The 19,100-nt window shown below is 71.8% G+C and carries 12 protein-coding genes and 1 pseudogene; 9 read left to right on the plus strand and 4 right to left on the minus strand.

Annotation, left to right across the window (positions count from 1 at the left end; all coding sequences use genetic code 11):
* Position 1: 1 nt before the first annotated feature.
* A complete protein-coding gene (locus tag ACIQMV_RS16755; RefSeq protein ID WP_402593410.1) occupies positions 2-562 on the plus strand; it encodes a hypothetical protein in 561 nt (186 codons plus the stop codon).
* 408 nt (positions 563-970) lie between these two features.
* Positions 971-2,170 (plus strand): annotated as a pseudogene (locus tag ACIQMV_RS16760) (glycoside hydrolase family 10 protein); the annotation flags it as partial.
* Positions 2,171-2,570: 400 nt separating this feature from the next.
* On the opposite strand, the gene ACIQMV_RS16765 reads toward ACIQMV_RS16760, so the two are convergent.
* The 3 genes from ACIQMV_RS16765 to ACIQMV_RS16775 form a co-directional block, all read right to left on the minus strand.
* On the minus strand, positions 2,571-4,142 hold the full coding sequence (locus tag ACIQMV_RS16765) for a PASTA domain-containing protein (RefSeq protein WP_402593411.1): 1,572 nt from the start codon (positions 4,140-4,142) through the stop codon (positions 2,571-2,573).
* A 494-nt stretch (positions 4,143-4,636) separates the two neighbouring features.
* Positions 4,637-5,341: a response regulator gene (locus tag ACIQMV_RS16770; RefSeq protein WP_402593412.1), complete on the minus strand. Its 705-nt coding sequence runs from the start codon at positions 5,339-5,341 to the stop codon at positions 4,637-4,639.
* Positions 5,338-6,252 carry a sensor histidine kinase gene (locus ACIQMV_RS16775; RefSeq protein WP_402593414.1) on the minus strand — a complete coding sequence of 305 codons (915 nt, stop codon included), beginning with the start codon at positions 6,250-6,252 and terminating at the stop codon, positions 5,338-5,340. The genes ACIQMV_RS16770 and ACIQMV_RS16775 overlap by 4 nt, the downstream gene beginning before the upstream one ends.
* Positions 6,253-6,361: 109 nt before the next feature.
* Between ACIQMV_RS16775 and ACIQMV_RS16780 the strand changes: the two genes are divergently transcribed.
* Positions 6,362-7,069, plus strand: a complete 708-nt coding sequence (locus ACIQMV_RS16780; RefSeq protein ID WP_141356490.1) for an ABC transporter ATP-binding protein — start codon at positions 6,362-6,364, stop codon at positions 7,067-7,069.
* Positions 7,066-9,375, plus strand: coding sequence for an ABC transporter permease (locus ACIQMV_RS16785; RefSeq protein ID WP_402593416.1), 2,310 nt, complete (start codon positions 7,066-7,068; stop codon positions 9,373-9,375). Before ACIQMV_RS16780 ends, ACIQMV_RS16785 begins: the two co-directional genes overlap by 4 nt.
* A 246-nt stretch (positions 9,376-9,621) precedes the next feature.
* Here the strand turns inward: ACIQMV_RS16785 and ACIQMV_RS16790 are convergent, their stop codons facing one another.
* Positions 9,622-11,193, minus strand: coding sequence for an alpha-L-arabinofuranosidase B (locus ACIQMV_RS16790; protein WP_402593418.1), 1,572 nt, complete (start codon positions 11,191-11,193; stop codon positions 9,622-9,624).
* Between the two features lie 434 nt (positions 11,194-11,627).
* On the opposite strand from ACIQMV_RS16790, the gene ACIQMV_RS16795 reads away from it, so the two are divergent.
* Genes ACIQMV_RS16795 through ACIQMV_RS16815 form a run of 5 tightly spaced genes read left to right on the plus strand, consistent with a single transcriptional unit; the run spans position 11,628 to position 19,098 of the window.
* Positions 11,628-12,146, plus strand: a complete 519-nt coding sequence (locus ACIQMV_RS16795) for a hypothetical protein (protein ID WP_402593420.1) — start codon at positions 11,628-11,630, stop codon at positions 12,144-12,146.
* The gene (locus tag ACIQMV_RS16800; protein WP_402593421.1) at positions 12,146-13,540 is read left to right on the plus strand and encodes a hypothetical protein; all 1,395 of its coding nucleotides are present in this window, start codon (positions 12,146-12,148) and stop codon (positions 13,538-13,540) included. Before ACIQMV_RS16795 ends, ACIQMV_RS16800 begins: the two co-directional genes overlap by 1 nt.
* Positions 13,537-14,967, plus strand: coding sequence for a VWA domain-containing protein (locus ACIQMV_RS16805; protein WP_402593422.1), 1,431 nt, complete (start codon positions 13,537-13,539; stop codon positions 14,965-14,967). The genes ACIQMV_RS16800 and ACIQMV_RS16805 overlap by 4 nt, the downstream gene beginning before the upstream one ends.
* 55 nt (positions 14,968-15,022) lie before the next feature.
* Positions 15,023-16,144: an AAA family ATPase gene (locus ACIQMV_RS16810; protein ID WP_402593423.1), complete on the plus strand. Its 1,122-nt coding sequence runs from the start codon at positions 15,023-15,025 to the stop codon at positions 16,142-16,144.
* Positions 16,141-19,098 (plus strand): hypothetical protein, encoded by a 2,958-nt coding sequence (locus tag ACIQMV_RS16815; RefSeq protein ID WP_402593424.1) that lies wholly within the window; start codon positions 16,141-16,143, stop codon positions 19,096-19,098. The genes ACIQMV_RS16810 and ACIQMV_RS16815 overlap by 4 nt, the downstream gene beginning before the upstream one ends.
* Positions 19,099-19,100 lie beyond the last annotated feature (2 nt).

A 19,100-nucleotide genomic window follows, 5' to 3' on the forward strand; every position in this document is an offset into this window, starting at 1 on the left:
CGTGACACACGCCGTCGCCGCCCTGGGAGCCGCGGCGCTCACCACCGCGGGCTCCGTCTGGTACGTGCCGGCCCTCGCCGACCTGCGGGCCGGCGCGGACCTGCCCGAGTCCCGGCGCATCGCCGCCGCGGCCTGCGTGACCGGCTGGGCCGGCACGGGCGCCCTCGCCGTGCTGCTGCTCGTCGCCGAGGCATGGTGGACGCCGGTCGCCGCGGCCGTCGCCGGCGCCACCGTCGCCACCGCCCTGCGTCTGCACGCCGCCGCCCGGCGCAGACGCGAGGCCCGCGAGATGGCCCACCACTGGACACATCTGGGCCACGTCCCACCCCCGCCCGGCCCGTCCCGCTCCCGGAACGTCGTCGCCACCGTCCTCGGCTGCGGCCTGGCCGCGGCGGTGGCCGTGGCGGCCCTGCACGCCCTCTCCGGCCCGGCCGACGACCCCCGCTGGCTGACGGCCGCGGCCCCCGCCGCCGTCATGGGCGTGTTCCTCACCGCGGCGGCCGGGTACGCCCACGCGACGCGCCCCGCCACGGCCGGCGTGCGGGAACCGCGACGGCGCTAGCGAGGCGGACGGGCCTTGGTCGGAGCCCGTCAGGTCGGTTCGTCATGAAGGACCGTGTACGGAGGGAGGCTCCTGGGCGCTGCACCGCTCCTGTTCGCGGTGCAGCGGTTCGCCCAGCCGGGGAGGGACCGGCTGCCCTGTAGTCGAGCAGGCTCCCGACGGCGGAATCGGGCAGCGCGACAGGACGCTGAACCCAACTCCGCGTCGATGTAAGTTTCTTACATCGAACGCTAGCGATTTGGTAACTATTTTCACCCCGCTCGTTGACCAGGCACGGCGCGCTGGGAACGGTGATCCGATCAAGCCGCTCCCGTCTCTCTTCAAGGAGTCCGCGTGACCGACACCGCGAACCACGGCTCGGCCGCACGTCGCCCCACGCGCCGCGTGCTGCTGCGGGCCGCAGGTCTGATGGCCGGCCTGGCCGCCACGGGGTTGCCCGTCCCCGCTGCTGCGGCTGCCGCCGCCGACGGCACCCCGACCGCGTACCGCGACCGCGAGCTGCGTGGCGAGTGGATCGCCACCGTCGCCAACATCGACTGGCCCTCGCGGACCGGACTGAGCCCCGCCGCACAGCAGGCGGAGTTCGTCGCGCTGCTCGACCACGCCGCATCGATCGGCCTCAACGCGATATTCGCGCAGGTCCGCCCGGCGGCCGACGCCTTCTGGCCGTCACGCTACGAGCCGTGGTCGCAGTACCTGACCGGCACTCAGGGCCAGGATCCCGGCTACGACCCGCTGGGCTTCATGGTCGAGGCCGCGCACGACCGCGGGCTGGCCCTGCACGCGTGGTTCAATCCGTACCGCATCTCGCTGCAGTCCGACGTCACCAAGCTCGTGCCCGGCCACCCGGCGCGGCTGCACCCGGAATGGGTCGTCTCCTACGGCGGCCAGCTGTACTACAACCCCGGCATCCCGGCCGCCCGCGCCTTCGTCGAGAACGCCATCATGGACGCGGTGGAGCGCTACGAGATCGACGGCGTCCACTTCGACGACTACTTCTACCCCTACCCGGTGGGCGGCCAGGACTTCCCCGACGACGACGCCTTCGCCGCGTTCGGCACGGGCTTCACCGACCGGGCGGCCTGGCGCCGGCACAACGTGGACCTGCTGGTGCAGGAGGTGCGCGACCGAGTGCGCGAGGTCCGTCCCGAGGCGGCGTTCGGCATCAGCCCCTTCGGTATCTGGCGCAACGCGTCGAGCGACCCGCGGGGCTCGGCCACCAACGGCACCCAGTCCTACGACGCGCTCAACGCCGACAGCCTGGGCTGGGTGCGCAAGGGCTGGGTGGACTACATCGCCCCGCAGCTGTACTGGAACATCGGTCTTGCGGTGGCCGACTACGGCGCCCTCGCTCCGTGGTGGGCGCAGACGGTCCGCGGCACCGACGTGCAGCTGTGGATCGGTCAGGCCGTGTACAAGGTCGGCGACCCCGCCCAGCCGGCCGCCTGGCAGGACCCCGCCGAGCTCTCCCGGCACCTGACGACGGACCGGGGGCTGCCGGAGATCAGCGGCGAGATCCTGTTCAGCGCCACGGACGTGACCGCCGACCCGATCGGCGCGGTCACCCGGCTGACCGCCGACCACTGGCAGCGACCCGCGCTGCCACCGGTCCTGCCGAGACTCGCCCGCGGGCCCGCACCACTGCCCCCGCTCGCGTCGGCGGCCCGGACGGCCGACGGCGGGATCCGGATCGAGGTGCGCTCCCGCGGCAACCACGTCCCCGCGCTGTACGCCCTGCGGCAGCACACCGCCGACGACGACGGCCTCGTGGCCGTACTCACGGGCGCCCGCCACACCGAGTGGACCGCTCCGGCGGCACCGGAGGGCGCGACGTACACGGTCACGTCGGTGGACCGCGCGAACCGAGAGAGCTCCCCGATCAGCGTTCGGCTGCCTCGCGGTTGACACGGCATCACCACCCGCGGCCCGGTCCTGCCGCTCAGGGCCGGGCCGGGCTGCGGGAGGGGCCGGTCCCTGGGCCCCGCGGCTCCTTCCACTGTCCCTGCTGTCAGCCGGAGTTGTATCCCCATCGAGCCTTGCCGTCCTTGCCCATGAAGCACTTTGCGGGTCGCCCGTCGGCGGTCGTCGCGGTGGCACCGACAGGAGAGCAGTACTGCCCGAACCCGATACCGGTCTGACCTCCGCTTCCGCCCGTGCCACCGCTGGTACTACCACCCGAGCTACCGCCCGAGCCGCCGGAGGACCCGCCGCTGGTGGTGCCGCCGCCGCCGGGGACGCCACCGCCCGAGGCGGTTCCGTACGAGGGCTGGGGGCGCGGCTCGGGCTTCGGCTTTGGTTCAGGCTTCGGCTTTGGTTGAGGCTTCGGCTCCGAGCTGGGTTCGGTACAGGGGGCGCCGAGGCCGATCAGCCACAGGTCGATCTGTGTCCCGGTCTGGACCTCGGTGTCGGGCTCCGGGTGCTGACGGCACACCCGCCAGTCGGCCAGGTCCTGCGGCTCCTCGTCCAGACGCTTGGCGTTATGGGCGTGGAAGTTGACTGTGCGATCGAAGCCGAGGGCGCTCAAGGTACGGGAGGCATGGTCGAACCGTTCACCGACGAGGTCCGGCATGACGATCCGGCGGGGGCCGTGCAGCCAGGTCGGGCACGCCTCCTCCTCCGGGACCGCGTACAGGGTCAGCATCCCGATCGACGGACGGACTGCCTCACCTCGGGATGGGCTCTGGAAGCAGACCTGCCAGCCGGTCGCGGTGGGATTCACCGGCCGCTGAGCAGAAGAGGCGTCGGCTGTCGACACGGTCTGCCACGGCTGAAGGCGGGCCTTCGCAGCCGCTGCGGTAAGAGAGATCCCGTTGAAGTCGGAAACGACCAGGGCGTGTTCCGCGGGCGCTTGGGCCACGGCCTCCTCCCCGCTGGAGCCCGGGTAGAGGCCGGCGGAGAGCACTCCGGCCGCAGCTACGGCCACGAGGACCGGGTGCCTGCGTATCCAGGTGGAAAACCGCGTCCCGCGACCAGGACGCAAAGGGGAGTCGGGAGGCAGGACTTCACCCACGGCCTCGAGGAGTTCTCCCTTCGGGTCGAGTTTTGAGCCGTGCAGCTTGTGCGGCTTTCCGTCGACAAGGACCTCGGCAGAGTTCAACATGCCGTATGTACGCCGGAGGATGCACAAGGGCACGGGGACGCGGGTCGCTCTGGGCGCCAGGAGATTCCGGAGAAGGATGAGGCCGTTCTTGGTGAGCACGGCATAGCCCCAGCCGTTGTGGTAGACGGCCCGGACGACTTCCTCGGACCCGAGCTCTTCCAGTAGCACCTTCTTGAAGTCATGGGGCAGGGTGATGCTTTCGCCGGCGGCGGCCCTGGCCGTGCGCCAGTCCTCGGCCAGTGGATCGGGCACTCGCTTTCCGGCCCGCTCGATGAGTTCTCCGGACGCGTCGAGCTGCGAGCCCCAGAGGCCGATACGCCGTCCGTTCACAGACACGTCCACGCGCCGCTTGGCGCCGTGCGCGGGGCTCAGAATCGCCAGAGGCCTCGGAACCCGCGTCGGAGCGTCTCCGCTCAGAAGGATGAGGGCGTCCACGGTCAGCGCGGCGTACCCCATCCCTGCCCGATAGAGGGCCAGCACCGTCTCCCCGGCCCGGAGGGTACCAAGCAGGGCCTCCGCCTTGCTGGTCGGCAGCGCGACACGTTCATGGCCCGCCACGGCCGCGGTGCGCGAGTCGTTCCGCAGTCGGCGCTGCGCGGAAGTTTCGGACATAGGCGGATGTTAACGGCCGTCAATCCGTGCCCGGACACCGGTACGGGTTACTCCAAGATGCCCATGACCTGCACCGACTTCCCGAGGTCATCCGGCTCGTCGGCGGCACGCGTCCTCGGCCACGCCGGTCGCTGCCGCGAGCAGCGGCCGCGAGACCTGTGTCTCCAGTGGCCGGCGCTTCCGCTACGGCGGGCTACCCGACCACGGGAGCCGCGCCGGGAGCAGCGGTGCCGCAGGTCCGGGATGCCTTCGCCGTCCTCCAAGCCGCCTACGGCGACGGCTGCACCACCCCCGGGACGCGGAGGAGCCAGGTTGCGAACCTGCTCATGTCCGCATGGCGAGGTGTCGAGCCGTTGGTCCGGTCATGGACCCGAGGGTCTGCTCGCCCCGAAGTCCCCGGGTCGCACCAGCCCCGTCTCATACGCAAGCACCACCGCCTGCGCACGGTCCCGGAGGGACAGCTTGGCGAAGATGCGGGCCACGTGGGACTTCACCGTGGCTTCGCTCAGGGTCAGTTCGGTGGCCAGTTCGGCGTTGGAGAGGCCGCGGGCCAGAAGGGTCAGGACTTCCAGTTCGCGGGGGGTCAGCGTGGTCAGGTCGGTGTGGACGGCGGGTCTGCGGGCGGATTCCGAGGCGAAGCGTTCGACCAGTCGGCGGGTGATCGACGGGGCCAGTAGGGCGTCGCCGGTGTCGACGAGGCGTACGGCCGCTGCCAGGTGTTCCGGGGTGACGTCCTTCAGCAGGAAGCCACTGGCCCCGACGGACAGGGCGGTGTAGACGTAGCGGTCCAGGTCGAAGGTGGTCAGGATGAGGACCCGGCAGTCGGGGAGCCGTTCGAGGATGCGGCGGGTGGCTTCGAGGCCGTCCATGTGCGGCATGCGGATGTCCATCAGGACGACGTCCGGTCTGAGTTCACTCGCTGCCGCCAGCGCTTCCTCGCCGTCTGCCGCCTCCCCCACGACCTCGATGCCGCGGGCGGTCAGGATCAGCCGGAAGCCGGTTCGGATGAGGGTCTGGTCGTCGGCGATGAGGACCCGGGGCGCGGGCCCGGCGGTGGTCGTCGTCATGGGCGGTCCAGGGGGATGCGTGCCCTCACCCGGTAACCGCCGCCGAGTCGGCGCCGGGCGTCCAGGTCTCCTCCGTACACCGCGACCCGCTCCCGCAGACCGAGAAGTCCGCGGCCCGTGCCGTCCCCGTGTCGTGGGGCGGCCGGTGCCGAGGCGGGCTGCGCGGGCGCGGTGCCGGTCAGCACGCTCGGGCCGGTGTTCAGGACCTCCACCCGCAGGGCGTGGTCCGCGTACCGCACGGTCACCTCGGCCTTGCCGCCGTCGCCGTGCTTGAGCGCGTTGGTCAGGGCCTCCTGGACGATGCGGTAGGCGGTCACGTCGACGCCCTCGGGCAGCGGGCGCGGCTCGCCGGAGATCCGTACCTCCACGGGCAGTCCGGCGAACGAGATCCGGTCCACGAGCGGGCCGAGCCGGTCGAGGCCGGGCTGCGGCGCCGGTCCCGCGGCTCCGCGGTCGCCTCCCGCGCCCTCGACCAGGTCCTCGTAGTCCGTGTCCTCGCCGCTCTGTGACGGCGCCAGCAGGCCCAGCAGATGCCGCAGGTCGGTCATCGCGCCGCGCCCCGCGTCCTCCACTGCCCTCAGGGCCGCCGCGGCCTCGTCCGGCATGGTGCCCAGCACCTCCCTCGCGGCCCCGGCCTGAACCACCATGAGGCTGACGTTGTGGCTGACGATGTCGTGCAACTCACGGGCGATACGGTCGCGTTCGGCCGCAACCGCGGTACGGGCGGCGCTCGCCCGCTCCCGCTCCAGCAGCCAGCCGCGTTCCCCCACGACGGTCCGCCACCGGCGCCTGGTGCGCATGAGCGCCACCGCCAGCCATCCGGCGGCCGCGCACGTCACGCCCAGCGCCGCCATCAGGGCGTCCGACTCCCACTCCCACACGGAGGCCACCTTCGCAGAACGGCGTCCCATCCGCATCAGCCTGCGGATCCATGGGCCTGCATCCGGAGGATGAGGTGCGGGTCGGAGTGCCATCCAGGGGGCGATGCCGACGCGCCTGTCTTCGCCTAGCGTCCCGTTCATGGTCACTGAGGACAGCAGCGGAGAGGCCGTCGTACGGCTCGACGGTGTGCGCAAGGAGTACGGCGGGACGACGGCGCTGGACGGGGTGTCGCTCGAGATCCGGGCCGGGGAGGCGGTCGCGGTGATGGGACCCTCGGGATGCGGCAAGTCCACCCTGCTCAACATGATTTCGGGCCTGGACCGGCCGACGGGCGGCACGGTCCTCGTGCACGGGGAGAACGTCGGGGAGCTGAGCGAGAAGGGTCTCGCCCTGTACCGGCGGCGGCGGATCGGCATGGTCTTCCAGTTCTTCAACCTCATCGACGACCTGTCCGCCCTGGACAACGTCGCCCTGGCCGCGCAGTTGACCGGCACCCCGGCCCGGCAGGCCCGCCGTCGCGCCCTGGAACTCTTCGAGGAACTCGGCATCGCCGACCGCCGGAACGCCTATCCCGCCGTGCTCAGCGGTGGTGAAAGGCAACGCGTCGCCGTGGCCCGGGCGTTGATGAACCGGCCCGCCCTGCTGCTGGCCGACGAGCCGACCGGCGCCCTGGACAGCCGCTCCGGCGAGCAGGTGATGGACCTGCTGCTCGACCTCAACCAGATCGGCCAGACGCTGATCCTGGTCACGCACGACGAGCACCTCGCGCGGCGCTGCGCCAGCCGGCTGGTCCTCCTCGCCGACGGCCGGGTGGCCGGCGAGCACGCCCTGGAGCCGTCCGCATGAGGGCGGTGTGGCGGGCCGCGCAGGCGGCCGTACGGCGGCGCAGGCTGCAGACGTTCGTCATCTGGCTGGTCACGTTGACCTCGACCGGGGCGATCGTGGTCGCGCTCGGCCTGGTCGACGCGGCGTCCGCCCCGTTCGACAAGGCGTTCGCCCAGCAGCATGGCCCGCACGTCGTCGCCGCGTTCGATCCCGCCAAGGTCTCGGACGCGCAGTTGGCGCAAGCGGCTCGCCGGCCCGGGGTCGAGGCCGCCGCCGGGCCCTTCGCGCAGGCCGTGCTCGACCTCCCGAGGGACGGCGCGCACGGCCTTCCCGGCGCGGTCACGGTCGTGGGCCGTCCCGGTCCCGGGGGCCCGGTGGACCGGGTGGACCTGTGGGCGGGCCGCTGGGCCACCCGGCCCGGTGAGATCGTCGTGAACCGGCAGTCGGACTGGACGCCCCACGACCTCGGCGAGCGGATCAAGGTGCCCTCGGGGCCGACCCTCACCATCGTCGGGTTCGGCTTCGACATGAGCCGCACCGCGGACGCCTGGGTCGCGCCCGATCAGATGCCTGCCCTGCACCCGACAGCCACCCAGATGCTGTTCCGCTTCACGGACGCGTCCTCGGAGAGCCGGCTCCGCACTGACCTTTCCGCGGTGACCGCGGAGCTGCCCGAGGACGCGCTCACCGCCTCACAGTCGTATCTCACGCTCAAGAGCCAGGTGGGAAGTTCGGCGCGGGCCTACGCCCCGTATCTGATGGCGTTCGGCGTTCTGGGCATCGTGGTGGCGGTGCTCATCGTCGGCAACGTGGTGAGCGGCGCGGTGATCTCCGGCTTCCGGCACATCGGCATTCTCAAGGCCCTGGGGTTCACGCCGGGGCAGGTCGTCGCCGTCTACCTCACGATGGTCTCCGTTCCCGCGGTCGCGGGCTGCGTGGTCGGCACCGTCGTCGGCAATCTGCTGGCGCGTCCCCTCCTGGAGTTCGTGTTCACGGGGCCGGACGCGGGGATGTTCCACCACAGCGTCGGCATCGCGCCCTGGGTGAACGTGCTCGCGCTGCTCGGCATGCCCGCCGTCTGCGTGTTCGCCGCGCTCGTTCCGGCGGCGCGTGCGCACCGGCTGTCCGCGGCGCGGGCGATCAGCGCGGGCAGCGCCCCGCGCGCCGGGCGGGCGCTGGGCATCCAGCGCCGGCTGGCGGGCAGCGGGCTGCCGCGGTCGGTGAGCCTGGGGGTGGGCCTGCCGTTCGCCCGGCCGGGCCGCAGCGGCCTCACGCTCGCCGCCGTGGTCCTCGGGGTGGCCACCGTGACGTTCGCGACCGGCCTGGGAACGACGATGACCAGGTTCGGGGACGCGGGCCGGGACGCCTACCAGGTCTCCGTGTACGCGAGCAGGGTCAGCCACGGCAAGGTGATCGGGCCGGAGCACGGGGACCTCGCGCTCCAGTCGCTGCTGCGCGCGCTGCCCGGTGCGAGCGGTATCACCGCGAGGGGGGTCGCGGAGGCCCGTATCGCCGGCTCGGTGCGGCCGGTGATGCTCGAGGGACGCCGCGGTGACCGGCCGCAGTCGGACACCGTGCTCGTCGCGGGCCGGTGGACGCGCGGTACCGGCGAGGTCGTGGCCACCTCGGCCTTTCTGCACCGGCACGGCCTGCGGGTCGGTGACCGTCTCGTCCTGGAGAAGGGCGACCGCCGGGAGAAGGTGGTCGTCGTCGGCGAGTCCATGGACCCCAACGGTCAGGTGGTCTTCACCGACTGGCCGACGCTGACGGCGCTGTCCCCGGGCGAGAAGCCCATCGCGTACCTGGTCGCGTTGCGCGGCGACGCGGACCCGGCCGCCTACGCGCGCGCGGCCAGGGCCGTCGACAACGGGATCGACCCGGTGCCGGAAGGCCCGAACACCATCACCCGAACCATCGTCGGCTCCGCGGCGCTGCTCACGGCGATGCTCGCCGTGGTGGCCTCCCTCGGCGTCCTCAACACGGTGGTCCTCAACACCCGCGACCGCCGCCGCGACCTGGGCACGCTGAAGTCGATCGGCATGACGCCGCGTCAGGTGACCGTGATGGTGGTGACGTCGATGGCGCTGCTCGGCGCGGTCGGCTCCCTGCTCGGTGTCCCGCTGGGCATCGCGGGCTACGACCTGGTGGTGCCGCGGATGGCGGACGCCGTGGACATCGTCCTGCCCGCCTTCATGACGGACGTCTGGCGGACCGGCACCTTGGCTCTCGTGGCCCTGTCGGGCGTCGCGATCGCGGTCCTGGGCGCGTACGTCCCGGCACGGGGCGCGGCACGGCTCACGGTCGCGGAGGCGCTGCGCAACGAGTGAGGCCGCGGCGGTGAGTTGAGCCGGGTACGCCGGACCTCGCCGAGCCGGCAGCCGCGGGCCCCGGCGGCGTCTCCCGTCGGGGCCCGCGCATGACTGCGTCCTTCCTGGTACCGCTGTCCCAGGAAAAGGGGACGCCTGGCTGCGTGGGCGGGCGGGACGGATCTCCCCAGCGCCCCTGCCCGGCACAGGCGGCCGTGCCACCGGGTCGGGTGGCACGGCCGTGGTGCGGATGGTGCGGGGTGGGTGTCAGGCCCAGGGGGAGGCCACGGCCCAGCTGGTGTCGTCGGCCCAGAGGGCGGTGTTGTCCCAGGTGTGGGACCCGCCGTGGCTCGCGATGTAGGCGTCTTGGCTGTAATGGCGTACGAAGTCGCTGGGGTAGTTGGCGGACCGGAGCGAGACGCCCTGGCCGTTGTGGCTTGCCTGCGGGCAGAACGTGGCGTCCGGCCGGAACAGTGCGCTGCCGTCGTCGCCGGCGATGCGCAGCCGGAAGTCGTAGTGCCGCAGGTACTGGCCCGGTTTGTCGGCGGACTCGAAGGAGACGCAGGAGGCGTCACCCAGGCCCGCGCGCACGATCCAGGTGGCGGCGGCCTTGTCGGCGGACGCGCTGGAGGAGGAGACCGTCGCGATGGAGGCGTTGCTGTCGGCGCTGTTGTGCCGGAGGTACTGGGTGGTGCAGCAGGAAGTGGTGGCCCGCAGCGAGACCCGCGAGCCCGCGGTCAGGCCGCCCGCCGTGGCGGACGTCGCGTAGCCGGCCGCGTTGATGTTGGCCTGTACGGCGTTCTCGGTGGCGTCCGAGGGGTAACCGGACGTCATGACACCCTCGTAGAAGGTGCCGGCGGAACTGTTGCTGTTGTCGCCGCCGATGCCGAGGATGATGGCCCCTTCCTTGTGCATCGGGTTGTAGCCCGAGACGTTGGGGCGCGGTCCGCTGTAGTAGGTGGACAGGCCGCCGGACTGCGCGTTGCCGCCCCGGATCGCCCACTGGTTCGGCCCGCCCTTGACGACGGCGGTGAGGAACCGGTGACTGACACTGGGGTCGTTCGCGTTGTAGCCGCGGTTGACCCCGGAGAACAGGCCGTTCTCGAGGTCGGCCATGATCCAGGGGCCGTTTCCGCTGCCGTAGCCCCAGGACTTGCTGTTGCCGAAGTAGATGGTCTCCATGTGGCCGTTGCCGGTGTCTCGGCTGTTGGTCTCGGCGTTGCCGTAGTCGAAACAGCAGCCGCCGTTGTAGTGACTGCCGTCGAGGATCGCGTACATGCCTTCCGGCTGGTCTCCGGTCGCGATGCCGTTGGTGTTGTTGTTGCGGTAGCCGGTGCCGGGGGCGACGAAGACGCCGTATGCCTTGTGACCGCCCACGGTGACCGGTGCGGCGGATGCTTCCGCCAGGTTGTCGTACCCGCCCGCGGCCGGGCCCGAGAACCCTCCGGGCGGTGCCTGGGTGAGGTGGTTTCCGCGGCCGGACTGGTCTTGGATGACGGTGATGAGGCAGCTCGTTCCCGCGCAGAACGAGTCCTGCGCGGCGGCGTCGGCGTAACCGCCCGCGCTGAGCACACCGATGTCCCGGGTGGCGCCGTCGGAGGCGCGTTTGATCTGGTAGAGGCGGCCGTTGTACGCGGAGTACAGTGCGCGGGTCGTGCTGTGAGCGGCCACGCAGGGCGTGCCGCCGGAGGCGTACAGGTCACAGGGGAGCGTGCCGGCGGCTGCGGCGCTGCTGCCGGCGGAGGCCCGACCGCCGAGCATGGCCGTGGCCATGGCCAGCACGAGCGCCAGCAGAGCTAACGGTCTGACCCGCCTGGAGCGGGTCGGTGTCACAGACATGAGTGGCCTCCTGGGATGGGGGGTCGGCGGCGTTCCACCGCCGGGGCCGGACGACTCAGCAAAGGCATGAACATGTCATTTTTGCGGACTTCCAGAGCGGATCGAAGACTGCTGCCGTGCGCGTCCGGAGCTGTCAGAACGACGACCAGATTTGACGGTATTTCGAACAACGGTCGCAGTTACGGACAAGCATTGATGATAGGAAGCCGTCGAAGAGTGTCAACATCTCTCACATGTCCGATACTTCGACCACCGAAATCGGAGGTCAGAGAGGTGAGGAGCGAGCGCGGCGTTGACCACGTCGCTGATGCGGCCGCCCTGCCCAGCTAGCTCGTTCCCCCGCGCCCCGACCGCCGTCCGGCCGCGTTGTCAGTGGTCGCCGATAGCTTCGATCATGTTCCGCCGAGGTGGCGTGAGCGCCCCCTTTCGCATGCATGGGAGATGGTGCGTTGTCGGTCTGGGAGAAGTCGAGCACGGCACGGGTGGTGCCATCGGCACGGCCGCGGAAGCTCGCGAAGGTGCCGTTCGTCGAGTTGGCCGACGGGCGGTTGCAGGGTGTGGTGTCCAGCGGGTCGGACATCGGGCGCGTGTATGTGTCCTCGGTCGAGGCGGGGACGTACGCGTTCGCGTGCAGCACCAACAACAACCGCCCCTGCGGCGGGGCCCGCGGAATGTTCTGCAACCACATACGCGCGCTCATCGGCGAGGCCGTGCTGCAGTACGGCGCCGAGCGCGTGGCCCGGTACCTGAAGGTCGAGGTCGACGCGGCGGAGCCGGACGCGCACGCCGTCACGGCCGCCATGACGGCCACGCGCCCCTCGGCGGCGGGCGGTTCGGCCGCGGCCAGGGTGTTCAGCCGGTTCCTGCGGAACCTGGCCTATCTCGAACTCGCGCCGAGTACCGCACCGGTGCCCGAGATGCAGTGGTTCCCCACGACGAGGGCGGTGGCCTGATGCATGCCGATCTGCTGTCGGACTCCGTCGACGGCCTTGACGAGGCTCTCGCGGCCGTGGACGGGTTCGACGAAGCTCTCGTCGCCGGTCTGCTGCGTCCGCAGCCCGGCCAGGCCGCCGGTCTGACCGGGCTCGCGGACGCCGTCGCCGGGACGCCGCTGGCCGCGCGGGTGGCCGAGGCCGCCGACAAGGCGGTCGCCGGAGCCGCCGGCGAGGACCACTTCGTCGCGCTCGCCGCGGCCCGTACCGCCCTGCTCGGTTCCGTGCACGACGCGCTGACCGATCGCGTCGAGGAGGCCACCGGCCGGCCGCGGGCCGAGGAAGCCGACACCGCGGCGGCCGGCGACGACAGGCACGCGGCGAATCCGTACGCCGCAGCGCGCAGTTGGTTGTGCGATCTGGCGCGGGCCGGCTGGCAGGGCATCGACCACGAACTCGTCGACGGGGCCGCGCCGGTCGTCTCCGCGATGCTGCCCGACCCGGCGCTGCGCCGCCTGGCCACGCTGCTCGACGGTTTCGCCGCCGAACTCGCCGCCTCCTGCCCGGGGGCGACCCTGGAGCGCGTGCCGGTGCGCCGCTGGGCCGACCTGTGGTCGCGCGCCCTGCTGCTGACGCTGCCGGGCGCGGCGCGCGCTTCCGCCGTGGCCGAGGCGACCGGCCGGCTACTGCCGCTCGGTGTCGACGTGCAGGAGCACGCCACCGCCGTACAGGCGCAGGTGCACGCGGTGTTCGAGCCCGCGGACGGCGGCACGCCCCGGCTGGTGCGCGCCTCGGTGTCCGCGCCCAAGCCGGACACGGTCGTCGGCGCCGGTCTGTGGCAGCTGCTGCGGCCGCACATGTCCCTGCTGGGGGCCGTGAGCGAGGACCGCGCCATGGACCTCGACGCGATGCCCGTCACCGACGAGGGCGACCTGATCTGGGACGACGGCCGTGCGCGCATGGGTGAGCCCGCCGAGGTCCTCACCACCGCCCGGGTGGCCCTGCCCACCGCCGCCGCCTTCCCCGCGTCGCCGCTCGACCGGCACCCGGCCCGGATCGCGGTGCCCGTCCTGCTGGAGGGGTACGGCGTGGAGGAAGGCGACGACGGGGTCGTCTTCCAGGTCGCCGGGTACCGCCTGGCCGTCGACACCGATCGCGTCCCGGCCGCCGGTCCGCTCTCGCCCGAGGTCGTCGCCGCGTCCGACGCGTGTGTCGGGCTGCTGCGCTGGGACGCCGGGGAGTTCCTCCTCCAGCCGCTCGCCGTCGAACGGACCGTGCGGAAGAAGACCGTCGCCGTGCACGCGGGGGCCTGGGCCGGGGGTACGGCCGACAAAACCGGGGCGCGGGCCGAGAAGGCCGCCACCGACGCCGTCGGCGTGCTGCGCGAACGTGCCGGAAGGCTGCTGCGGAAATGACCGAGGACTTCTCCGGACAGGCTGCCGCCCCTGAGCCCGATCCGTACGACAACCGGCGGCAGGTCCTCTACTGGCGTCTGCTGGCCCGTCTCTTCGACCCGGAGGAGCAGGCCGGCCTGGAGTCGGCGAGTCTCGCCGTGGTCGAGGACATCGGCCTGCCGTCCGCCTTGCTCGACCCCGGTGCGTCGGTCGGCTCCGTCGTGCAGCGGCACCCGGAGCTGGCCGCCGAGTTCGACGGGCTGATGGCACCGGCGCCGGACGAGGACGGCGAGCGCGACCGGGCCGCCGAGGTACGGCGGGCGGCGCTGGCGTCGAAGGTGCTGCTGAACGTCTTCGCCTCGCGCCCCGGCACCGTCACCGCGGAGCAGCTGGCCCGCTGGCAGTCCGACGCCGACTGGCTGGAGCGCGCGCTGGGCTGCCGGCCCGGTGAGCTGCGCGGCGGACGCGGCGGCACCCCCCGCATGGGGGCCGGAGGGGGCGTCAGCCCGACCGGCACCGGAATCGGCGGCCCCGCGCCCGACCTCAGCCGGCTGATCCCCGCGATCGGCCCGGAACTCGGCTCCATCGAGGGCGATCTCGTCAAGCGCATGCACCTGCGCGAGGTGCTGGCCGACCCGCAGCTGGCCTCGCGGCTGACGCCGAGCATGTCCCTGATCGAGCAGTTGCTGCGCGACAAGAACAACCTCTCCGGCGTGGCCCTGGCCAACGCCAAGGCTCTGATACGCCGTTACGTCGACGAGGTCACCGAGGTGCTGCGCACCCAGGTGGAGAAGGCCACGGTCGGCGAGCTCGACCGGTCCGTCCCGCCCAAGCGCGTGTTCCGCAACCTCGACCTCGACCGCACCATCTGGAAGAACCTCACCAACTGGAGCCCGGAGGAGGAGCGGCTCTACGTCGACCGCCTCTACTACCGGCACACCAGCCGCAAGACGACGCCCCAGCGGCTCGTCGTGGTCGTGGACCAGTCGGGTTCCATGGTCGACTCGATGGTCAACTGCACCATCCTGGCCTCCATCTTCGCCGGGCTGCCGAAGGTGGACGTCCACCTGATCGCCTACGACACCCAGGCCCTGGACCTCACTCCCTGGGCACACGACCCGTTCGAGACGCTGCTGCGCACCAAGCTGGGCGGCGGCACCGACGGCACCGTCGCCATGCGGCTCACGCAGCCGAAGATCGCCGAGCCGCGCAACACCGTCGTGGTGTGGATCTCCGACTTCTACGAGTGGCGGCACCAGGAGCTGTTCGACAGCATGGCCGCCCTTCACCGCTCGGGCGCGAAGTTCATCCCGGTCGGCTCGGTGACCAGCTCCGGGCGCGGCAGCGTCAACCCGTGGTTCCGGGAGCGTTTCAAGGACCTCGGCACGCCGGTGATCTCCGGCCACATCAAGAAGCTCGTGCACGAACTCAAGACGTTTCTCACCTGATCACCGACCGTACGTCCGCGTCGTTGTGATCACCCCACGGAAAGGCCCTCCCCTCATGTCCGACCTGCTGCGCGCCCCCGCCGAGATCAAGTACGCCGAGGAACTCGACTGGCTGGAGTCGATCGACGACGGTCCCAAGCCGTTCTCATGGCGTCTGTCCCCGAAGATGGTCCGCCTGTTCGTCCTGGGCTCCGAGCGCTCCGACGGCCTGGACCGGGAGATCTCGCAGAAGTGGTTCGGCGACCGCAGCTTCGTCGAGCGTTCCATCGTCACCCTCGCCTCCGACCGCGGTCTGCTGCTCATCGGCGACCCCGGCACCGGCAAGAGCTGGCTGGCGGAGCTGCTGTCCGCCGCGATCAGCCGCAACTCCACGCTGGTGGTGCAGGGCACGGCGGGCACCACCGAGGACCACATCAAGTACTCGTGGAACGTGTCCATGGTCATCGCCAAGGGCCAGTCGCGGGAGTCGATGATCCCCTCCCCGATCATGACCGCGATGGAAGCCGGTGCCATCGGCCGGTTCGAGGAGCTGACCCGATCCACGAGCGATGTCCAGGACGCGTTGATCTCGATCCTCTCCGAGAAGTACATCTCCGTTCCCGAACTGGAGAGCGGCGGCAGCGACAACATCGTCTTCGCCAAGCCCGGTTTCTCGATCATCGCCACGGCCAACAGCCGCGACCGGGGCGTCAACGACCTGTCCTCCGCGCTCAAGCGCCGCTTCAACTTCGTCCGCATCCCCGTCGTGACGAACAAGAAGAGCGAGGCGGAGATCGTCCGCTTCCGCACCGAGGAACTGCTGCGCCGGCACTCGATCGACCTCGATGTCCCGCCGACCCTGCTCGACGTGCTCCTGCAGAGCTTCGCCGACCTGCGCGCGTCCGCAGCCGCGGCCGGCAGCGACGACGAGAAGCTGGAGTCGGCGCTGTCGACCGCCGAGCAGATCGGCGTGCTGGAGGACGCCGTCCTGCACAGCAACTTCTTCGGCGAACGCGCCCTGACCGCCCGCACTCTCGCTTCCTCGCTCGTCGGCTCCCTCACCCGCCGCGAGCCCGAGGACCTGGCCATCCTCAACAAGTACCTGCACGGTGTCGTCGAGCCGCGCAGCAAGGAGGAGGGCGGCTCCTGGCCCGAGTTCCTGGAGGGCGGCCGCGACGCGATCGCCACGCTGTCATGAGCGGGCCCCAGGAGAGCGGCACGTTCGCCGCGCTGCGCGGGCAACTGCAGGAGGCCGCCGCCACGTTCGCGGGTGGCCCCGACGCTCTGGAGGGCATCCTCCTCGGCATGGTCGACGACGTCGACCGGGCGGTGCGCGAGCCACTGGAGATCTTCCCCGTCTGCCATCACTCGCCCGCCTCGGCGACCGCCATGGCCCGGCGGCTGCGCGAAAAGCAGCCCAAGGTGGTCTACCTGGAGCTGTGCGAGGACATGGCACCGCTGCTGACCGAGCTGCGCAACTGCCGGTTGCCGGTGGCGGTGCAGGCGTTCGCCGGCGACGTCGACGGCTTCCCCCGCGACTGGGCTCCGCTGTCGGTCGTCGCGCCGATCACCGAGGCGTCCGCCGAGTACCAGGCCATCGCGTACGCCCTGGACACGCCGGGTGTGGAGCTGGTGCTCGTGGACCGGTCCGCGGACCACGTCTTCCAGTGGGACACCGGCGGCGAGCAGGCGCGGGAGGCCGCGGCGGAGGACACCGACCCCCCGGCCGAGGCCGAGGCCGCCCTGCACGGCGAGGCCGTCGGCGTCGAACTCGGTGACCTCCGGCCGCGCTTCGCCGAGCTGGAGGAGCACCTGTTGCGGCACGGCAGGGTGCGGCACTGGTCGGAGTGGTGGCACCAGTACGTCGAGGTGCCGCTCGGCGACAGTGCCGCCGACCACGACACCTACCGCCAGGTGATGCTCCTCGTCGGCAGCCTGTTCCGGCGCCTCGCTCCGGGCGACGGCGCCCGGGTCCGCGTGGACGAGGACCGCGAACGGTACATGTGGACCCGGATGCGCGAGCACATGACGGCCACCGGGACCGATCCGGCGGACTGCCTTTACGTGTGCGGGGCGTTCCACGCGGTCAGCCGCGTCGAGGAGTTCGGCGTGCACGGCGCCGCCGAGACGTTCACGATCTCCCCGCGCACCGCCACCACCTGGCAGTACGGGCTGATCCCGTCCAGCCACGCGGCGATCGAGGCGCAGTTCGGTCTCGCGGCCGGCTCGGTGTCGATCGCCTCGACGGAGTGGGCGAAGAGCCTGAAGCGCACGCGGGTGCAGCCGTACCGGCTGGCGGGCCAGGCGGGCACGAAGAAGTCCCCGGCGACGAAGGCCCCTGCGAAGAAGGCCTCGGCGGCGAAGACCCAGGGAGGGCAAGTCACCGTCCCAGCACCGGAGTCCGCCGCCGCGGACCGGCTGTCCGGCTTCCTTCGCAGGCCGCCCGTGCTCGACGGCCTGGACGAAACCGAACTGCTCGGCTGGTCGGTGGACATCGTGCGCGCCGCCCGGCGCAACGGCTATCTCGCCTCCACCGCCGACGCCATCGCGGTGTTCGAGACGTCGGTCCTGCTCGCCGGGATGCGGGACCGGGCCAAGCCCACGCCGTACGACTTCCAGGACGCGGCGGTCACCTGCATCGAGAAGGACGCCGTGCCGGGGCGGCGGGACGTGCGGCGCCTCGTCGAGATCATGATGGGCGGCGACCGGATCGGCCAGGTCGGCTACGAGGCGCTGCCGCCGCTCGCCCGCGATGTGCACGACCGGCTGACGCCGCTCGGACTGAAGCTCCAGCAGCGCGGCGTGCAACGGGCGTTGCTGGACATGGCCTCCCGGTCCGAACTCCAGGCCTGCTCCGACGTCCTGTGGATGCTGCGGCGCCTGATGCCGCACGGCGCCGCCCGGCCGATCATGGGCGAGCGGCGGCTCGGTGAGCGTTCGATCCAGGAGTCCTGGGACCTGGCGCTCGGCACCCACCAACGGGCCCTCATCGAGCTCGGTTACGAGGGCGTCAGCATCGAGCAGGTCCTGGAACAGCGGCTGCGGCGTGACGCGTACGGCCCGCAGGCGACGACCGCGACCGTACTGGCCGCGGTCGAGGACGCGACCCTGTACCTGCGCAGCCGCCGCCTCGCCGATGAACTCGGCACGCACGCGCTGAAGGTGCTCGCCACCGAGCGCAGCGTCGACGGCGCGCCGGAAGTGCTGCGCCGGGTGCGTGGGCTGCTGGCGTACTACCGCACCAGCGAACCGGTGCTGCCGCAGTGGATCGAGTCGTTCGTCAAGACCGGCTACGCCCACTACTGCACGCTGCTGCCGGTGGCGTTCCGGGACGAGGACGCGACGGTCGGGCAGGTCGCGGCGATGCTCGGCTTCCTGTTCAGCATGGAGAGCCTCGCACTGTCGCTGGGCTGCGACCGGGCCCAGTTGGAGCTGGCGGTCGCCCAGTCGCATCCCGAGGAGCCGTCGAAGACGGCCCTGCTGTGGGCGGCGCAGGTGCAGCTCGGCACGCTGTCCCGGGCGGAGTTGCGGGGACGGTGCGACGCGCTGCTGGACAATCCGCTGGTGGTGCCCGCCTATCCCCGTTACCTCAGCGGCTTCGTCCACGCGCTGGAGCCGGTGCCGGGGTTGGCGGACGTGGTCGTGGAAGCGGTGTCGAACGCGTTCGGGCGACTGCCCGACGCGGTGCTGCTGCCATGGCTGCCGCTGCTCATCACCACCATGCGGTCCGGCGCCGCGGAGCTGGCCCCGCTGCTGATCCGCGAGGCCGGGCGGATCTTCCCGGGGCGGCTTGCGGCCTTGGACGCCTGGATCCCACCGTGGCGGACGCCCCCGGCCCCGCCCGCCACCCGACGGACGCGGTCCAGCGGGCACGACCGCCAGGGCGCCGCGCTGCTCCCGGCGCATCCGGCGACCTGCGACGCGGTGGCGGAGCTGCTGGGCTGCACGCAGGGGTGGACGCCGGCCGACGTCCCGCCCCCGTCGGGTATCCGGTTGCTGACCGCGCATCCGGCGACGTGCGACGCGGTGGCGGACCTGCTGGGCTGCGACGGCATTTGGGCGGCGTCGGACACTTCGGCTTCGGGCGCCGCGCTGACGAGCCGTCATCCAGCCACGGCGAAGGCCTTGGAGTCCCTGCTCACGAACGCATGAGA

Source organism: Streptomyces sp. NPDC091412 (genome assembly GCF_044756885.1).
GTDB lineage: Bacteria > Actinomycetota > Actinomycetes > Streptomycetales > Streptomycetaceae > Streptomyces.

Excerpts from the sequence above, each read along its gene's own strand:
- ACIQMV_RS16770 (WP_402593412.1), bottom strand. The coding sequence starts at position 5,341 with ATGACGACGACCACCGCCGGGCCCGCGCCCCGGGTCCTCATCGCCGAC.
- ACIQMV_RS16775 (WP_402593414.1), bottom strand. The coding sequence starts at position 6,252 with ATGGGACGCCGTTCTGCGAAGGTGGCCTCCGTGTGGGAGTGGGAGTCG.
- ACIQMV_RS16780 (WP_141356490.1), top strand. The coding sequence starts at position 6,362 with ATGGTCACTGAGGACAGCAGCGGAGAGGCCGTCGTACGGCTCGACGGT.
- ACIQMV_RS16785 (WP_402593416.1), top strand. The coding sequence starts at position 7,066 with ATGAGGGCGGTGTGGCGGGCCGCGCAGGCGGCCGTACGGCGGCGCAGG.
- ACIQMV_RS16790 (WP_402593418.1), bottom strand. The coding sequence starts at position 11,193 with ATGTCTGTGACACCGACCCGCTCCAGGCGGGTCAGACCGTTAGCTCTG.
- ACIQMV_RS16795 (WP_402593420.1), top strand. The coding sequence starts at position 11,628 with ATGGGAGATGGTGCGTTGTCGGTCTGGGAGAAGTCGAGCACGGCACGG.
- ACIQMV_RS16800 (WP_402593421.1), top strand. The coding sequence starts at position 12,146 with ATGCATGCCGATCTGCTGTCGGACTCCGTCGACGGCCTTGACGAGGCT.
- ACIQMV_RS16805 (WP_402593422.1), top strand. The coding sequence starts at position 13,537 with ATGACCGAGGACTTCTCCGGACAGGCTGCCGCCCCTGAGCCCGATCCG.
- ACIQMV_RS16810 (WP_402593423.1), top strand. The coding sequence starts at position 15,023 with ATGTCCGACCTGCTGCGCGCCCCCGCCGAGATCAAGTACGCCGAGGAA.
- ACIQMV_RS16815 (WP_402593424.1), top strand. The coding sequence starts at position 16,141 with ATGAGCGGGCCCCAGGAGAGCGGCACGTTCGCCGCGCTGCGCGGGCAA.